Annotated in this window: 12 protein-coding genes; 5 read left to right on the forward strand and 7 right to left on the reverse strand. The window is 32.0% G+C overall.

Going from position 1 to position 14916, the window contains the following annotated elements:
• The first annotated feature begins 3 nt into the window (after nt 1–3).
• From AC1EUV_RS12960 to AC1EUV_RS12970, 3 genes are all read left to right on the forward strand, one after another.
• Nucleotides 4–1641: a G-D-S-L family lipolytic protein gene (locus AC1EUV_RS12960; RefSeq protein WP_480199144.1), complete on the forward strand. Its 1638-nt coding sequence runs from the start codon at nt 4–6 to the stop codon at nt 1639–1641.
• Nucleotides 1642–1808: 167 nt separating this feature from the next.
• On the forward strand, nt 1809–3323 hold the full coding sequence (gene atpD / locus AC1EUV_RS12965) for a F0F1 ATP synthase subunit beta (protein WP_480199145.1): 1515 nt from the start codon (nt 1809–1811) through the stop codon (nt 3321–3323).
• An 18-nt stretch (nt 3324–3341) separates the two neighbouring features.
• A complete protein-coding gene (locus AC1EUV_RS12970) occupies nt 3342–3635 on the forward strand; it encodes a F0F1 ATP synthase subunit delta/epsilon (protein ID WP_480199146.1) in 294 nt (97 codons plus the stop codon).
• A 95-nt stretch (nt 3636–3730) separates the two neighbouring features.
• Here AC1EUV_RS12970 and rseP read toward each other — a convergent pair whose 3' ends face one another.
• Both rseP and AC1EUV_RS12980 read right to left on the reverse strand, forming a co-directional pair.
• Nucleotides 3731–5062, reverse strand: coding sequence for an RIP metalloprotease RseP (gene rseP, locus AC1EUV_RS12975; RefSeq protein ID WP_480199147.1), 1332 nt, complete (start codon nt 5060–5062; stop codon nt 3731–3733).
• Between the two features lie 96 nt (nt 5063–5158).
• On the reverse strand, nt 5159–6094 hold the full coding sequence (locus tag AC1EUV_RS12980; protein ID WP_480199148.1) for a T9SS type A sorting domain-containing protein: 936 nt from the start codon (nt 6092–6094) through the stop codon (nt 5159–5161).
• Between the two features lie 69 nt (nt 6095–6163).
• Between AC1EUV_RS12980 and AC1EUV_RS12985 the strand changes: the two genes are divergently transcribed.
• Complete coding sequence (locus AC1EUV_RS12985; protein WP_480199149.1) at nt 6164–6832, forward strand: SCO family protein; 669 nt, start codon at nt 6164–6166, stop codon at nt 6830–6832.
• Between the two features lie 34 nt (nt 6833–6866).
• Here AC1EUV_RS12985 and AC1EUV_RS12990 read toward each other — a convergent pair whose 3' ends face one another.
• Genes AC1EUV_RS12990 through rsgA form a run of 4 tightly spaced genes read right to left on the reverse strand, consistent with a single transcriptional unit; the run spans nt 6867 to nt 12227 of the window.
• Nucleotides 6867–8885, reverse strand: coding sequence for a DUF3857 domain-containing protein (locus AC1EUV_RS12990; protein WP_480199150.1), 2019 nt, complete (start codon nt 8883–8885; stop codon nt 6867–6869).
• A gap of 3 nt (nt 8886–8888) precedes the next feature.
• Nucleotides 8889–10799, reverse strand: a complete 1911-nt coding sequence (locus tag AC1EUV_RS12995; RefSeq protein ID WP_480199151.1) for a DUF3857 domain-containing protein — start codon at nt 10797–10799, stop codon at nt 8889–8891.
• 36 nt (nt 10800–10835) lie between these two features.
• Nucleotides 10836–11288 carry a D-aminoacyl-tRNA deacylase gene (gene dtd, locus AC1EUV_RS13000; RefSeq protein ID WP_480199152.1) on the reverse strand — a complete coding sequence of 151 codons (453 nt, stop codon included), beginning with the start codon at nt 11286–11288 and terminating at the stop codon, nt 10836–10838.
• Between the two features lie 3 nt (nt 11289–11291).
• The gene (gene rsgA, locus AC1EUV_RS13005; RefSeq protein ID WP_480199153.1) at nt 11292–12227 is read right to left on the reverse strand and encodes a ribosome small subunit-dependent GTPase A; all 936 of its coding nucleotides are present in this window, start codon (nt 12225–12227) and stop codon (nt 11292–11294) included.
• A gap of 87 nt (nt 12228–12314) precedes the next feature.
• Here rsgA and AC1EUV_RS13010 point away from each other — a divergent pair, with 87 nt between their 5' ends.
• A complete protein-coding gene (locus tag AC1EUV_RS13010) occupies nt 12315–12767 on the forward strand; it encodes a hypothetical protein (protein WP_480199154.1) in 453 nt (150 codons plus the stop codon).
• 59 nt (nt 12768–12826) lie between these two features.
• On the opposite strand, the gene AC1EUV_RS13015 is transcribed toward AC1EUV_RS13010, so the two are convergent.
• Nucleotides 12827–14854, reverse strand: coding sequence for a dipeptidyl-peptidase 3 family protein (locus AC1EUV_RS13015; RefSeq protein ID WP_480199155.1), 2028 nt, complete (start codon nt 14852–14854; stop codon nt 12827–12829).
• Between the last annotated feature and the right edge of the window lie 62 nt (nt 14855–14916).

Raw genomic sequence — 14916 nt, forward strand, 5'->3', positions numbered from 1 at the left:
AAAATGTATAAAAAATATAAATATTTACTTATAGCCGTATTTTCTCTAAGTTTTGTTGCTTGTGAAATAGACGATACTATAGAACCGAATTTACCGCCAGAAGCTGTTTACCCTGCCTTAACTACAGGAAGCGCTGATTTTTCTAATTATGTTGCCATAGGAGCTTCATTTACTGCAGGTTTTACAGACGGAGCTTTATTTGTTGCTGGACAGCAAAATTCATTTCCTAATATTATTGCTGGGCTAGCAGGAACTTCTTTAAGTCAGCCTTTAACCAATGATAATATTGGTGGTTTATTGATTAATGGAACTACAACTGATGCGGCCTTACCAAGATTATTTTTTGATGGTGCTGGACCAGTTAGGCTACCAGCTACACCAACAACAGAAGTGCTGGCCGGTACGCCTGGACCCTATAATAATATGGGTGTGCCTGGTGCAAAAAGTTTTCATTTATTATTTAACGGGTATGGTAACCCTGCCAATTTAGGCGTTAGTGCTAACCCTTATTTTGTAAGAATGGCATCTAGCCCTACTGCATCAATGTTAACTGATGCATTGGCTCAAAATCCTACATTTTTTACCTTATCTGAAATTGGAGGTAATGATGTTTTAGGTTATGCGACTACAGGTGGTGATGGTACAGACCCTATCACACCTTCTGCAGGACCTGCAGGTGTTGGTTTCGATGCTACGTTTGCCACTTTAGTTGGTGCATTAACTGGCGGTGCTGCAAAAGGAGTGGTTACCAACGTACCTTATATTACAGATTTACCACACTTTACAACAGTTAATCACGACCCGCTGTTACCCTCTAATCCAGCTTATGGACCATTAATTCCTACACTGAATACAGTATATGGTGCCTTGAACGGAGTTTATGCATTTTTACAATCACAAGGTGCAATTAATGACGCTACAGAAAGAACAATTATTTTTTCTGAATCAGCGGCAAGTGCTGTAGTTATTCATGATGAGAATTTGCCGAATATCGCTGCTCAAATTGCCGGCGTATTAAGTGTTAGCCCTCAATTTGCTGGTTTATTGGCGCAATTTGGGCTGCCCACCGATCCAGGGACTATTGGTGCAGTTGCTGCTTTATTTGGAGCAACTTATGGACAAACTAGACAGGCAACGGCAGATGATCTACTTCTTTTACCTCTTGCTTCTGTGATTGGTACTGTTAATACAGATGTTGTGGCGGCTTTAATGGGGCAAGGCTTGCCTCAAGCAATAGCTGGCCAATTTGCTGTAGAAGGAGTTACATTACCTCTTGCAGATAAATGGGTTTTATTGCCTAGCGAGCAAGATGAAATTAGAGATGCTACAGATGCATATAACTTAACTATTGCAGCTGTTGCAGGTTCAAATCCTAATGTTGCCATGCTAGATTTGAATAGTATTTTAACTGAAGCATCTACAACCGGTGTAGCATTTGATGACTTTACGTTAACAACTGATTTGGTTACTGGTGGTTTAGTTAGTTTAGATGGTATTCATTTAACAGCGAAAGGATATGCTCTAATGGCTAATAAATTTTTAGATGTTATAGATGCGACGTTTGGTTCTAATTTTATAGAATCAAATACCACAGCTAAAGCAGTTGATTATCCTACTAACTATTCACCTTCTTTGCAATAAATTTCAAAAAAATATATATGTAAAGCGCTTCTAATTTAGAAGCGCTTTTTTATTCTAAAAAAAGACTAAAAAACGATTTCTATTTTAAATTAAAAATTTATCTTTGCAGCGCGAAAACCGATAGGGTTTTCTATTAAGTAAAAAGCATAATATTAAATAGATAAGTAATGTCAAAAGTTACAGGTAAGATTGCCCAAATTATTGGTCCTGTTATCGATGTAGAATTCGAATCAGGAGCTGACCTTCCAAAAATTTATGATTCGCTCGAAATAACTAAAAAAGATGGATCATTGTTGGTATTAGAAGTAGAACAACATACAGGTGAAGATACTGTTCGTTGTATTGCAATGGATTCTACTGATGGTTTAAGTAGAGGTCATGAAGTGGTTGCTACGGGTAATCCTATTCAAATGCCGGTAGGTGACGATATTTACGGTCGTTTATTTAATGTAACCGGTGATGCTATCGACGGTTTAGGTAATTTACCAAAAACTGAAAAAGATGGTTTGCCAATTCACAGAGAAGCGCCTAAGTTTGAAGAATTATCAACTTCTACTGAAGTTTTATTTACAGGTATTAAAGTAATCGATTTAATTGAGCCTTATGCAAAAGGTGGTAAAATTGGATTATTTGGTGGTGCTGGTGTAGGTAAAACTGTATTAATTCAAGAGTTGATTAACAATATCGCTAAAGGTCATGGTGGTTTATCTGTGTTTGCAGGAGTAGGAGAGAGAACTCGTGAAGGAAATGATTTACTTCGTGAAATGCTAGAATCTGGGATTATCAAATACGGTGATGACTTTATGCATTCTATGGAAGAAGGCGGATGGGATCTTCAAAAAGTTGATAAAGCTGGAATGAAAGATTCTAAAGCAACTTTCGTATTCGGTCAAATGAACGAACCTCCCGGAGCACGTGCTCGTGTGGCATTGTCTGGTTTAACAATTGCTGAGTATTTCCGTGATGGAGCAGGTGATGGTCAAGGTAAAGATGTATTATTTTTCGTAGACAATATCTTTAGATTTACACAAGCTGGTTCTGAGGTATCTGCACTTTTAGGTCGTATGCCTTCTGCTGTAGGTTATCAGCCAACACTAGCAACAGAAATGGGTGCTATGCAAGAACGTATTACTTCTACTAAAACAGGTTCTATTACATCTGTACAAGCAGTTTATGTACCTGCGGATGATTTAACAGATCCTGCACCAGCAACAACGTTTGCTCACTTAGACGCTACTACTGTATTATCTCGTAAGATTGCTGAGCTAGGTATTTACCCTGCGGTTGACCCATTAGATTCTACATCTAGAATTTTAACGGCCGATATCTTAGGTGATGAGCACTATAATACTGCACAGCGTGTAAAAGAGTTGTTACAGCGTTATAAAGAATTACAAGATATTATTGCCATCTTAGGTATGGAAGAGTTATCTGAAGAGGATAAATTAGTTGTACATAGAGCTCGTAGAGCGCAACGTTTCTTATCACAACCTTTCCACGTAGCTGAACAGTTTACAGGAATACCAGGTGTATTAGTTGATATTAAAGATACTATTAAAGGCTTTAATATGATTATGGATGGTGAATTAGATAAGTATCCAGAAGCAGCATTTAACCTAAGAGGATCTATTCAAGATGCAATTGATGCAGGTGAGAAAATGTTAGCTGAAGCTGAGGCTTAAACAATTTAAAAAGAAATTATGTTTTTAGAAATTGTAACCCCAGAAGCTGTTGTATTTAGTTCTAACGTAGATTCTGTAACTGTACCTGGTATTAATGGTGAGTTTCAAATGTTAGACAATCATGCTCCTATTGTTTCTTTATTATCTAAAGGAGATGTAAAAGTACATGTACATACTCAAGAACATTTAGAATTAGATGAGTTAAGCGGGCATTTAAAAGCTCATATTGATGATGATAAGGTGTTAGTGATGCCAATCAATTCTGGGACAATAGAGTTAAATGAAAACAAAATAATTATTCTAGCAGATTGATATAGAATAATTTTTAATTGATAAAAAAACTCGAAGCATTTGCTTCGAGTTTTTTGCTTTTAAGCTATATATTTATGTAAGGTAGAGTAGTGATTTTAGAATTGACCTGTAATCCATTTATATACATCGTTTCCGTTTGCATATAGAAGCAGTGCAATTAGAAGAATAAAACCTGTCACTTGAGCATATTCTAAAAACTTGTCACTAGGTTTTCTACCCGAGATCATTTCATACAAAGTAAATACCACATGACCGCCATCTAACGCTGGTATTGGTAATAGGTTCATAAAGGCTAACATAATTGATAAAAATGCAGTTAAACTCCAAAAGCGTTGCCAATCCCAAGTTCTAGGGAAAATACTTAAAATGGTTCCAAATCCACCAAGACTGCTTGCTCCTTTCTTCGTAAATACATATTTAAACTGACCAATGTAATCTCTCAATGTCCAATATGCTAAAGATGTGCCCTTTGGTATACTCTCTAGAAAGTTATAATCTTTATGGTCAATCTTAACTTGTTCTGAAATAGTATTTTTTGGGAATACACCAATTTTACCATCTTCTGAGCTTACTTGTAAACTATCTAAAGTACCATTTCTATCTACTATAATACTCATTTGAGTATTCTTATCATTCTTTCTAACTGTCGATGTGAATTCATCCCAAAATTGGATTGTCTTACCATTGACATTGATAACTTTATCACCTTTTTTTAAACCTGCTTTAGCCGCGGGCATACTTGGAATTAAGCTATCAATTACTGGAGAAAATCTAGGAGTAAAAGGCTCCATATTACCATTTGTCCACATTTGCAGCCCTATATCTTCAGGAAGATTTATTGATTCAATTTGTCCATCCAAATGTTTCACTTCAATATTTTCCACATTACGTAGAAATAAACTCTTATTTACATCTGTAACATCAAAAGGTGTCTCACCATTTACTTTTAGAATTTGATCACCATCTTTAAAACCTAAACTTTCAAAGCTTTCAGGAACAGAAAATCCATTTTTTACATTATCAACTGAAACATAATCTTCGCCCCAAACATTAAGTATCATGGTATATATTAGAAATCCAAGAACGAAATTAACTGTTACACCACCGAGCATTATAATTAATCGTTGCCAAGCTGGTTTTGATCTAAACTCCCAAGGTTTTGGTTCTTGTTTCATTTGCTCAGTATCCATACTTTCATCGATCATACCAGCAATCTTTACATAACCTCCTAGAGGAATCCAACCAATACCATAAACGGTTTCACCTATTTTCTTTTTAAATAATGAAAATTTATAATCAAAAAACAAATAGAATTTTTCAACTTTGGTTTTAAATAACTTTGCAGGAATAAAATGTCCTAGCTCATGTAACACAATTAAAATAGATAAGCTTAAAATAAATTGTGAAACTTTTATAAATACTTCCATTAAAATCAAATAAATTTAAAAACGCACAAATGTAGCATTTTATAGCCAATTGAAGGGCTTGGCTATAAATGAAATCGCGTTAAACTTAAGCTAAAGTTACTTTTTAAGTATGGTTTTATGTAGAGTACCTTGAGAAGTTTCAATCTTAACTAAATGCATACCCTCTGATAATGGTTTTAAGTTTATTGAAACGAGAGGATTTGATTCTTCTAAGACTAATTTACCTAGCATATTATAGATAGATACTTTCTCTACAATTGCTTCACTAGAATTTTGAATCTTTATAAGATCTATTGCCGGATTTGGATATAAAGAAATTTCTTTATTTAAAACTTCTTGATCAATACCAGCTTTTACTATGTTATTATTTGATATTAATTGAGATTCTGGATCAATCTCTATTGTTTCAATTTTAAATGGTAAAGAGGCATTGAAACTTTGACCATTCTCGCTAAGTTCAAGGCGTACTAATTGAGATTGCCCTTTTGTACCAATTAACTTGATTGGTACAGGTAGTTCAAAAAAAGAAACAGAAGTATCAGACTGTAATTGCTTTACAGTAAAACTAACTTCATTAGTGTTTTCATTTTGAAACCAACTGATTTGATAAGATGGATGCCCTTTGCTTTTAAACCAATCGTTAAAAAAATAAGTTAATTCTGTATCACTTTCATCTTCAAGGTAATATTGTAGATCTAAAAGATCGACACTTATGTTTTGTTCCTCAATATCGTTTTTATAGCCTTCTATCGCTTTGTAAAAAACAGCATCACCTAATTTATACTTAAGCATATGTAAAACCATAGCAGTTTTAAGAAAACTAGCTTCTTGAATATTGCTCTTAGAGGTTATTTTTTTTACAGTTTCTTTACGCCAATCTAGGTTATCTGTATCTATACCAACAAAAGAATTTTCTTCAAAAGAATTGATGAATTCACTTATATACATGTTTTGCATACTAAATGTTTCGTTTTCTTGAGAAGCGACGACTAGAGGAAATATGAATAAAAATAAACGTAGTATTTTATTCATATAACTTAAATTTGTGATATGTAATTCATAGCAAAGGGGGTAATAGTATAACAAACATACAAAAATTTAATGAGTTTTAGTTTTTTTAATAAGTCGTTTAAATCAATAGCCATTGTATTATCAATATTTCTTATTTCAGTAATTGTCGGCTATTTTTTATTGACTCCAAAAGAAACTTTACCAGTTTATAGTCCGTCTGATGTAAACCCAAGACTGGTTGATTATTCAATTCAGCATATTAAGAATAATCATGAGATTGCTGATTTTAGTTTGATAGATCAAAATGGTTACACAATTACCAATGATACTTATAAAGATAAAATCTATATAGCAGATTTCTTTTTTACACGTTGTGCCACAATTTGTCCGATAATGACCAATAATATGTTAGAGTTACAGAAAATTTATAAAAATGACGATGATATAAAGCTTTTATCGCATTCTGTTACTCCAATTATGGATAGTGTGCCAATTTTAAAGATGTATGCTAGTAATAAAGGGATTATTGATTCTAAATGGCATATTACAACTGGTGACAAGAAACATATTTATGATTTAGCTCGAAAATCGTACTTTGCTACATTAGAAGATGGTGATGGTGGAGATCAAGATTTTATTCATACAGAGCAATTTATTTTAGTGGATAAAAAAAGACAAATAAGGGGTTTTTACGACGGTACTGATAAAGAAGAAATAGAACGTATAAAAGCAGATATAGAAATACTAAAAAAAGAATAAAAGCCGATGAAATTTTCATCGACTTTTTTTAAAATTATATACTCTTAACTAGTACGATTTTTTCTGTCTCTTTTTTAATCTTTTGACTATAAAAATCTTTTAATGAAGGATAATACTGCGGTCCAATTATGGACATATTTATTTTAGTTGAACATAGAATTTGAATTTTATTTTGTTTTTGTGATATAATAAATTTAAAAGAACCCATGTTTTCGGGAAGACCTATTAGTAATTTTTCAGGTAATGATTCAACAGAATAACCTTCAGGTATTTCAATGCTTATTGTAGTTTTATCTTGCCATGGAGAACCGAAATCTACAGGGTAATTGCGTTCCTCTAATTTAAAAGGATTATTGTTGTTAATCATAAATAATAGTGTAGAAAAGTACATTTTATTACCTACTACCTCAACTTGGTCCTCACTTTCGAACTTAAAAAGCTCTGTTATGGGTTTGTAAATATTTTTTTTATTTGTGATTTTCAACTCTTCAATTTCTATAGCGTTATTACTATCTTCTAATTTTCTAATCATGTCATCTTCAGAAATGTTAGCCTTGTTTTTTCTATAATTTAAGGCGTTCAAATTAGTGAATGAAGTACGTTTTATACCTGAAATGATACCATCTTGATCAATTTTGGCGTTTAAAAAAGTAATTTCTTTAGCATGTTTTTTAGGGAATAAATTTATAGAAGCTGAACTACCATCATTACGAACTATTCTTCCTTGCCAGTTCAGATCTCTTAGAGGCAATACATTTGGAAAACTATACGGTTCGGTAGCATCCAAAAGAATTACACCGTTTTGAATTTCTACGCCAGCGATTACATAATTAAATCCTTCGGAGGTTGGAAACAATGGAATACCATGACTTCTTGTACTTAAGAGAATTGGATTAGATGATATGCCTACCTCTCGAAGCATTGCTACTAAAGTTAGATTTATTTCTGCGACATTACCAGTGCCTTCTTTGTATGCCTTTTTAACTCCTTTTGTTGCATATTTTCCATAATAGCCATCCCATTTTATTTTTTCTTTTACTAGTTGCAAAACTTTAAGAATTTTTTCTTCAGTTGGGGCAGAAATATTAATCAGAGTATTTAAGTCTTCTTTAAAATGTGATTTTTTTTCTAACTGAACACCGAAATTAGAACTTTTATAAATAGTTTTTGTAACGTCGCTCCAAGTATTATTAAAATATTCATGTGAACCATATTTTGGTGTATAAGCAGTAAATTCAAATGATGTTTTGCATCTGTAATTATCAATATTGTTCACAAAAGGTTCTTCCTTAAGAGCAGGAATATTTTTCTCTAAAGCAGAATATGTTGTTTCTTGTAGTTCGACTTTAGCATTATGTGAAGATGTTACTGGACTGCCACCAACTCTTCTGTCATTCTTTTCTCTATAAGTAAAATTCAATGCTCTACTTTTTTGGGCTTTATCAATTGTAACAGGGTAAAATAGATTCGGTGTATACTTAAACTTAAAATATTCAGGTATTCTAATTTGTGTGTCAATATATTTTACAGGTATTTTGTATTGAAATACCATATCATCAATATTTGAATAATATGGTGAAGTGATAGTATACTCCCATTCAACTATACTACCTATTTTTAAGTTAGGCATTGTGAATTTCTTCTGTTTCCAATACTTATTAACTTCTTCATTAAAGATTTCACTACTTTTAAGTTTTACTTTCTCTATTTTTTCATCACTTATGTTAAAAGTATAGGCCTTTATAGACACTTTTTCATCTTTACCACCCTTAGTGTAAAGCCTTATTTTTTTTGTTGCCCAATCATTTCCTTCTTTATTATAAATTTTTCTTCGCTCATGTACTTTGGTGATTAATTTCCATCCTTCATTTCCATAGTATTCATAATAGGTCCTTCTTTTTTTATAAAGTACTGCTGCATTAGCAGAAGAATCTAAAGGGTAGAATTTTTCTTCTAGCTCTTCTTTGGTTACTTTACCGAACTTTATTTTTTGTGCATTATTTATTTGTATGATGAATAATAGTAGTACTAGTGTAATTAAACTTTTTTTCATTGATCAATTTTTGGTTAATATAATTTTGGCGTTATCTAGTTTGGCAATCGATTTTCTAAATTTTCTATAAGCTTTATAATCGTCTTTAGGATATAATCCTTTTTTAATTAGTAGTTTTCTTTTGTACTTAATTTGATTTTCAGCTATTTTTTCGATAGAAATTTCATAACTCCCAAATTTTGTATCTAACTTTTCATGATTTGGTATGGCATCTATTACAAACTTATCAGGTAGGTCAATTAAAAACTCATCTTCATCTAATAACCCACGTGAGATATGCACAGGAAATTTTCTGTTTCTATATCTTTTTGGAATAGATATATATTTATTAAATGCGTTTAATGCAATCAACATATTGCTCCCACTGGTAGAAGCGTAATTCTTGGAAGATAGTGTAAGAGATTCTTTAAAGGAAATATTTTTTCTATCGTTTTTAAATTTTACATCGTCTAAAAATAAATCATTCAGATAAGGCCAGTAATCACTTTTGTAGTAATTATCAATATCTTTTTTCGATTTCTTTTCTAGTACATAATGATTTTTATATTGGGTGCCTTTACTAGTAATAGTTACTCTACCAGATAAATTTCCTAATGAGTCAATTGCATATTTAGCATCGGTCTTTTGATAATTATTTTCTACAGGCAAAGCCGTCGTTTTTTTGATTTTGCCACCATCAGCAGAAAGAACTAATACATTTCTATCATCCGTAAATGTGCCTTGATATCCAAATGGCGTTGTTTGACTTGTACATTCTAACCAATAGTCCTTTTCAGGTGAAGGAACATATAGAAAAGCATGATTCCCTTGTACAGAAACTACATCATCTTCCATACTTCTTTTATCACTTCCAGCATAAACAGCTGTGTAATATGATTCTACCCCTACTGCATCTAATAAAGATTTAGTATAATTTGTTAAAGCTTTGCAATCTCCATAACTTAATCTATCAACTTCTTCTGCTAGCATAGGCATCCATCCCCCAATACCAACTTGCACACTTATATAACGTGTCTTTTTTTGAACAAAATCATAAATTAGTCGTGCTTTTTCAATAGGGTCATCAACACCTTTAACTAAAGTTTGAGCCTTTACTTTTGTCTCTTCAGAAATAGATTCTCTATTCTTTATCAAGTTATTATACATCCACGCTCCAAATTCACTCCATGAATTCGCAACTCCATCATAACCTTCGAGATGAAACTTGTTAGAGGCTAATTTTACTGATGGAAATAATTCAATAAATGTAGGGCTATAGTCTTCTGGTTTTGTGGCTATACAATCTTTAATACTATATTCTAACTTATTTTCTTGTATATCACTAATTATTTTAAAGTTCTTGAAATTGCGTTCACTTTTTTGAATGCTCAAACTTATAGGATAAGAAATACTAAAAGAAGCTTTTTCTACACTTTGTAAATAAGAATCTATAGGCATCCATCTTGGTATAAATGCGGTGTTTGAAGTTTCTATTTCTTGTTCATAAAATATGGTATATGGATAAGATATGGGTATATATCTATAATATTTTAATCTATTATCATTAAAAAGTGAAATACCATCTGCAGCTGCATAATCTTCAAACTTATTTTTAGTCACTTTTTTTATTTCTTTTCCCATAGCATCATATGCCACTGCTTTTAAAGATTTAATATTGGTGTTTTTATCATAATACACCATAATCTTCGACTCATGATCGCCTAATTTATTTAAAACTGTTATTGCTTTTTTACGCTTAATGATCATTTTTTTGTGCGATATTAATTCAATATTAGTATCAAAAAAACGAACTATAGAATTTGCATTTTTAGTTAAACTATCAGGTATGGTTAAAATGCTTAGATCTAAATTTTGAGAAAAAGTTGTATGAATTGAAAAAAAAACAAATAGGAGAATACTAATTTTTGTTTTCATGCAATTTTGTTTAGCGATTTTACTAATATAAAAAAATTATTCTTTTAAGCAAGAGTCAATAATTATGGTTACAGGTCCGTCATTTATTAATTCAACTTTCATATCTGCGCCAAAGACACCTGTGCCGACTTTTTTAACGAGCTCATTCTCCATTTGTTGTATAAACTCCTCATAAAGCGGAATGGCTAATTCAGGCGTCGCTGCGTTAATATAAGATGGGCGATTTCCTTTTTTTGTTGATGCGTATAGCGTAAATTGACTGACCACAATGACATTACCCTTGATGTCTAAAATAGATTTGTTCATTACGCCATTTTCATCATTAAAAATTCGAAGATTGGCTATTTTTTTGCATAACCAATCAATGTCTTTTTGAGTGTCATTTTTTGTGATGCCCAGTAGAATCAACAATCCCTTGTCAATAGAGCTAATAACTTTATTATCTACTGTTACTGATGCTTTTAAAACTCTTTGAACTACTACGCGCATACACTAAATATAATTATCAACTCTATAGTTTTCATCTTCACCAGCAAGTAATTGCAAATAGCTTCTGTATCTTGAAAAAGCAATATCATTATTTTCTACAGCTTTTTTTACTGCGCATTTTGGTTCATTGGTATGTAAGCAATTGTTGAATTTACATTCTTGTTTTAGAGCGAAGATTTCTGGAAAAAAATCACCAATTTCTTCTTCTTGAAAATCGACTACTCCAAAACCCTTAATTCCTGGTGTATCTATAATACTTCCACCAAAAGGTAAGTCAAACATTTCAGCAAAAGTAGTTGTATGCTGCCCTTGTTTATGTTGTGTTGAAATTTCTGCTGTTTTTAAATTTAAGCTTGGTGCAATTTTATTAATTAGAGTAGATTTTCCAATACCGGAATGTCCTGAAAACATATTCACCTTTCCTTTCATTAATTCTATCAATTTTTCGATATTAATGTTTTCTTGTGCAGATACATTAATAGATTGATAACCAATATTATTGTAAATAGATTCTAGAGCACTCTTATCTTTTAATTCTTCTTTATTGTAAATGTCAATTTTATTAAAAAGTACTATTACTGGAATAGAATAAGCTTCTGCAGTAGCTAAAAAACGATCAATGAAACTAGTAAATGTTTGAGGCTCTTTAAGTGTAACTAATAGAAATACCTGATCAATATTAGCAGCAATTATATGTGTTTGTTTTGATAAGTTTACCGATTTACGGATGATATAATTCTTGCGATCGTGAATATTGGTGATAATTCCTTTTTTGGATTCTTCTAACTCTAGGTCCACTATATCACCAACGGTAACAGGATTGGTACTTTTAATTCCTTTTAATCTAAATTTTCCTCGTATTCGACAATCAATCAACTGATGATCTTCGGTTTTAACAATGTACCAGCTACCTGTAGATTTTGTAACGACGCCTGTCATTCAATTAAATTTGAACAATAATAACACTATTTCGCTTTTTTGACATTATATTAGTGTCTAAATTTAATAACTATTAAAAACCAATCAATGAAAAAAATCTTTTTAGTAGCAATTTTATTAATTGCCACAGAATTCACTGTTAACGCTCAGTCTGTAGAATATAAAATAGTGACTAGTGTAGAATCTATTGTGCCTAGTGGCTTAGGTAGATCTAGAATCATCTCTTCTAATGATGCAAGAGATTATAAAGCATATACTTCAACTCAAACCGAAGATGATAATACGAGGAATAAATCTGATCGAAAAGAAATGAGGGTAAAAGGGTTCGATGAAACTAAACTTTTGAATTTTTTTAATCTTGGTGGAATTAGATTTCAGAATATAGCAACTAATGATGCAATTGTTTCTTCAAAAATAAATACTATGATCGCTGAAGGTTGGGAGTTAGCTTTTGTAACTAGTGGTGTAGAAAGTGTTGGGGGTAAAGGAGATAATCAAGGTATTTTTATTACTAGATATATATTTAAGAGAAGTAAGTAATAAACGAATGTTAAAATAAAAGCCGTTTCATTTTTTGAAACGGCTTTTTATTTTACTGGTTAATTTTCTGAAGGTAAATTACTATACTTCTTAGCATAATCTAACATTTGTTCCTCAAATGAATTTGGTTGTATAACCTTAATAGCTGTAATTTCTCCGTCATCATTTGTTTCTGGCGTTAAAACTGGGTTTACAAATCCGCTATATGGAGCTGACTTAAATTTGCTATTGCGTTCTAATACCTCTTTATGAAGATCTTGGTCAACTTTTACACCATAACCTTCTACTAAAGCTTCTACCGCAGCAAAATCTCCTTCAGATTTTATGCGCTGTGTTTCACGCAATAACTGCCCGAAAAGGTCATGTAATTTATCATAATCTTTAATGTTGAAATAGGTTTTGCCGTCTCGTGTTACTTTTTCAATTACTCCGTTTGCTAATCCTTTTTCAAATGCCCAAGCAGAGACCCATTGTCTATTACGCATATGTGACTCCTCAACATCATCACCTAATTTTAAACGAATTAGTTGTGTCATTAATCCATTTCGAATGTAACCATCATACGCTGCCATCCCAATTTTCTTCCAATCATCTACTAATCCTAATTCTTGTAATTTAGGGTCATATAAATAATAGAGTCCAACTAAATCGGCACGCCCTTCTTCAAGAGTTGAAGCATAGTTTTTTAATGTCTCTTTAGTTTCACCTACTCCAGGATTTAATTGTCCTGAAGCATGACCAATTACTTCGTGTAAAGCGGTATGTAATTTGTCAGCTTGCTGTCCATATTTCTTTTCTAATTCTAACTCTTCGGCGTCATTTACAAATTCTTCTAAACGACCAGAACTACCGGCATTATTATATGCATTAATAATGTTTCCTAACGAAACTGATTTACTACCAACAGCGGCACGAATCCAATTTGCATTTGGTAAGTTAACGCCAATAGGTGTGCTTGGCGATGCATCTCCAGCTTCGCCAGCAACAGTTACAACTTTATAAGTAACGCCAACCACACTATCTTTTTTATGTTCATCCATTAATGGAGAGTTATCTTCAAACCATTGTGCATTTTCAGATAAAACAGCCATTTTTTTAGACATATCAAAATCTTTTACCTGGACGATGTTTTCATATGAACCTCTATAGCCTAGAGGATCATTATATACTTCTATAAAACTATTAATGTAATCTATATTACCATCAGTTGCAGCTGTCCAAGCTACATTGTAATCATCCCAAGTTTGTAAATCACCAGTTTTATAATATTTGATTAATAAACCAATAGCATCTCCTTGTGCTTTATTTTCTGCAACACCTTGAGCTTTTTCTAACCAGTAAATAATTTTGTCAATAGCCGCACCATATAAACCGCCAGATTTATATATACGTTCTTTTAAAACACCATCTTCTTTTACTAGTTGAGAGTTTAGCCCATAAGATAATGGTCTGTTAGGATTTGGCGATTTTTTATTTTTATAAAAAGACTCAACATCGGCATTAGTTACATTTGGTCCATAGAAATTTACTGCGGAAAGTAATACATTATCAACACCTTTAGCTTGATTCACTTTTTTAATATCCTTATCATTAAAGATAACATCTAATGCTTCTCCTGTTAAAGTGGTATTAGTGTCTTTTAATAATTGTTCTAAATATTCTTTTGAAAACTCTGGCTTTATTTTATCATTTGAATAATGGTGATGAATTCCGTTTGAAAACCACACACGTTTCAGGTAAGTGTCAAAAGATGTCCAGTCATCAGTTGTTTTATCACCTTTATAATTGGTATAGATATTTTCTAAAGCTTTTCTAATTTTTAAGTTGTGACGATAGTTTTGATCCCACATTATATCACGTCCCTCTAAACCTGCTTGCGTTAGATAATAAACTAATTTTTGCTCTTTTAAAGTTAACTCATCGAACCCAGGAATTTGATAACGTAGTATTTTTAAATCAGCAAACTGATCAACCGCATACTCGAATTTTTTTTCTTCTTTTGCTTCAGTTTCAACGGGCTCTTTATCTTTACAAGACCATAAAACGCTCAAAATAAGAACGCTATAAAAAAAATATTTAATTTTCATTTGTTAAATTTTAATTTAATGAGTGCCAAATTTAATTAAAAATTGACTTAATTCTTTATATT

This window comes from Maritimimonas sp. 2304DJ26-3, assembly GCF_056591635.1.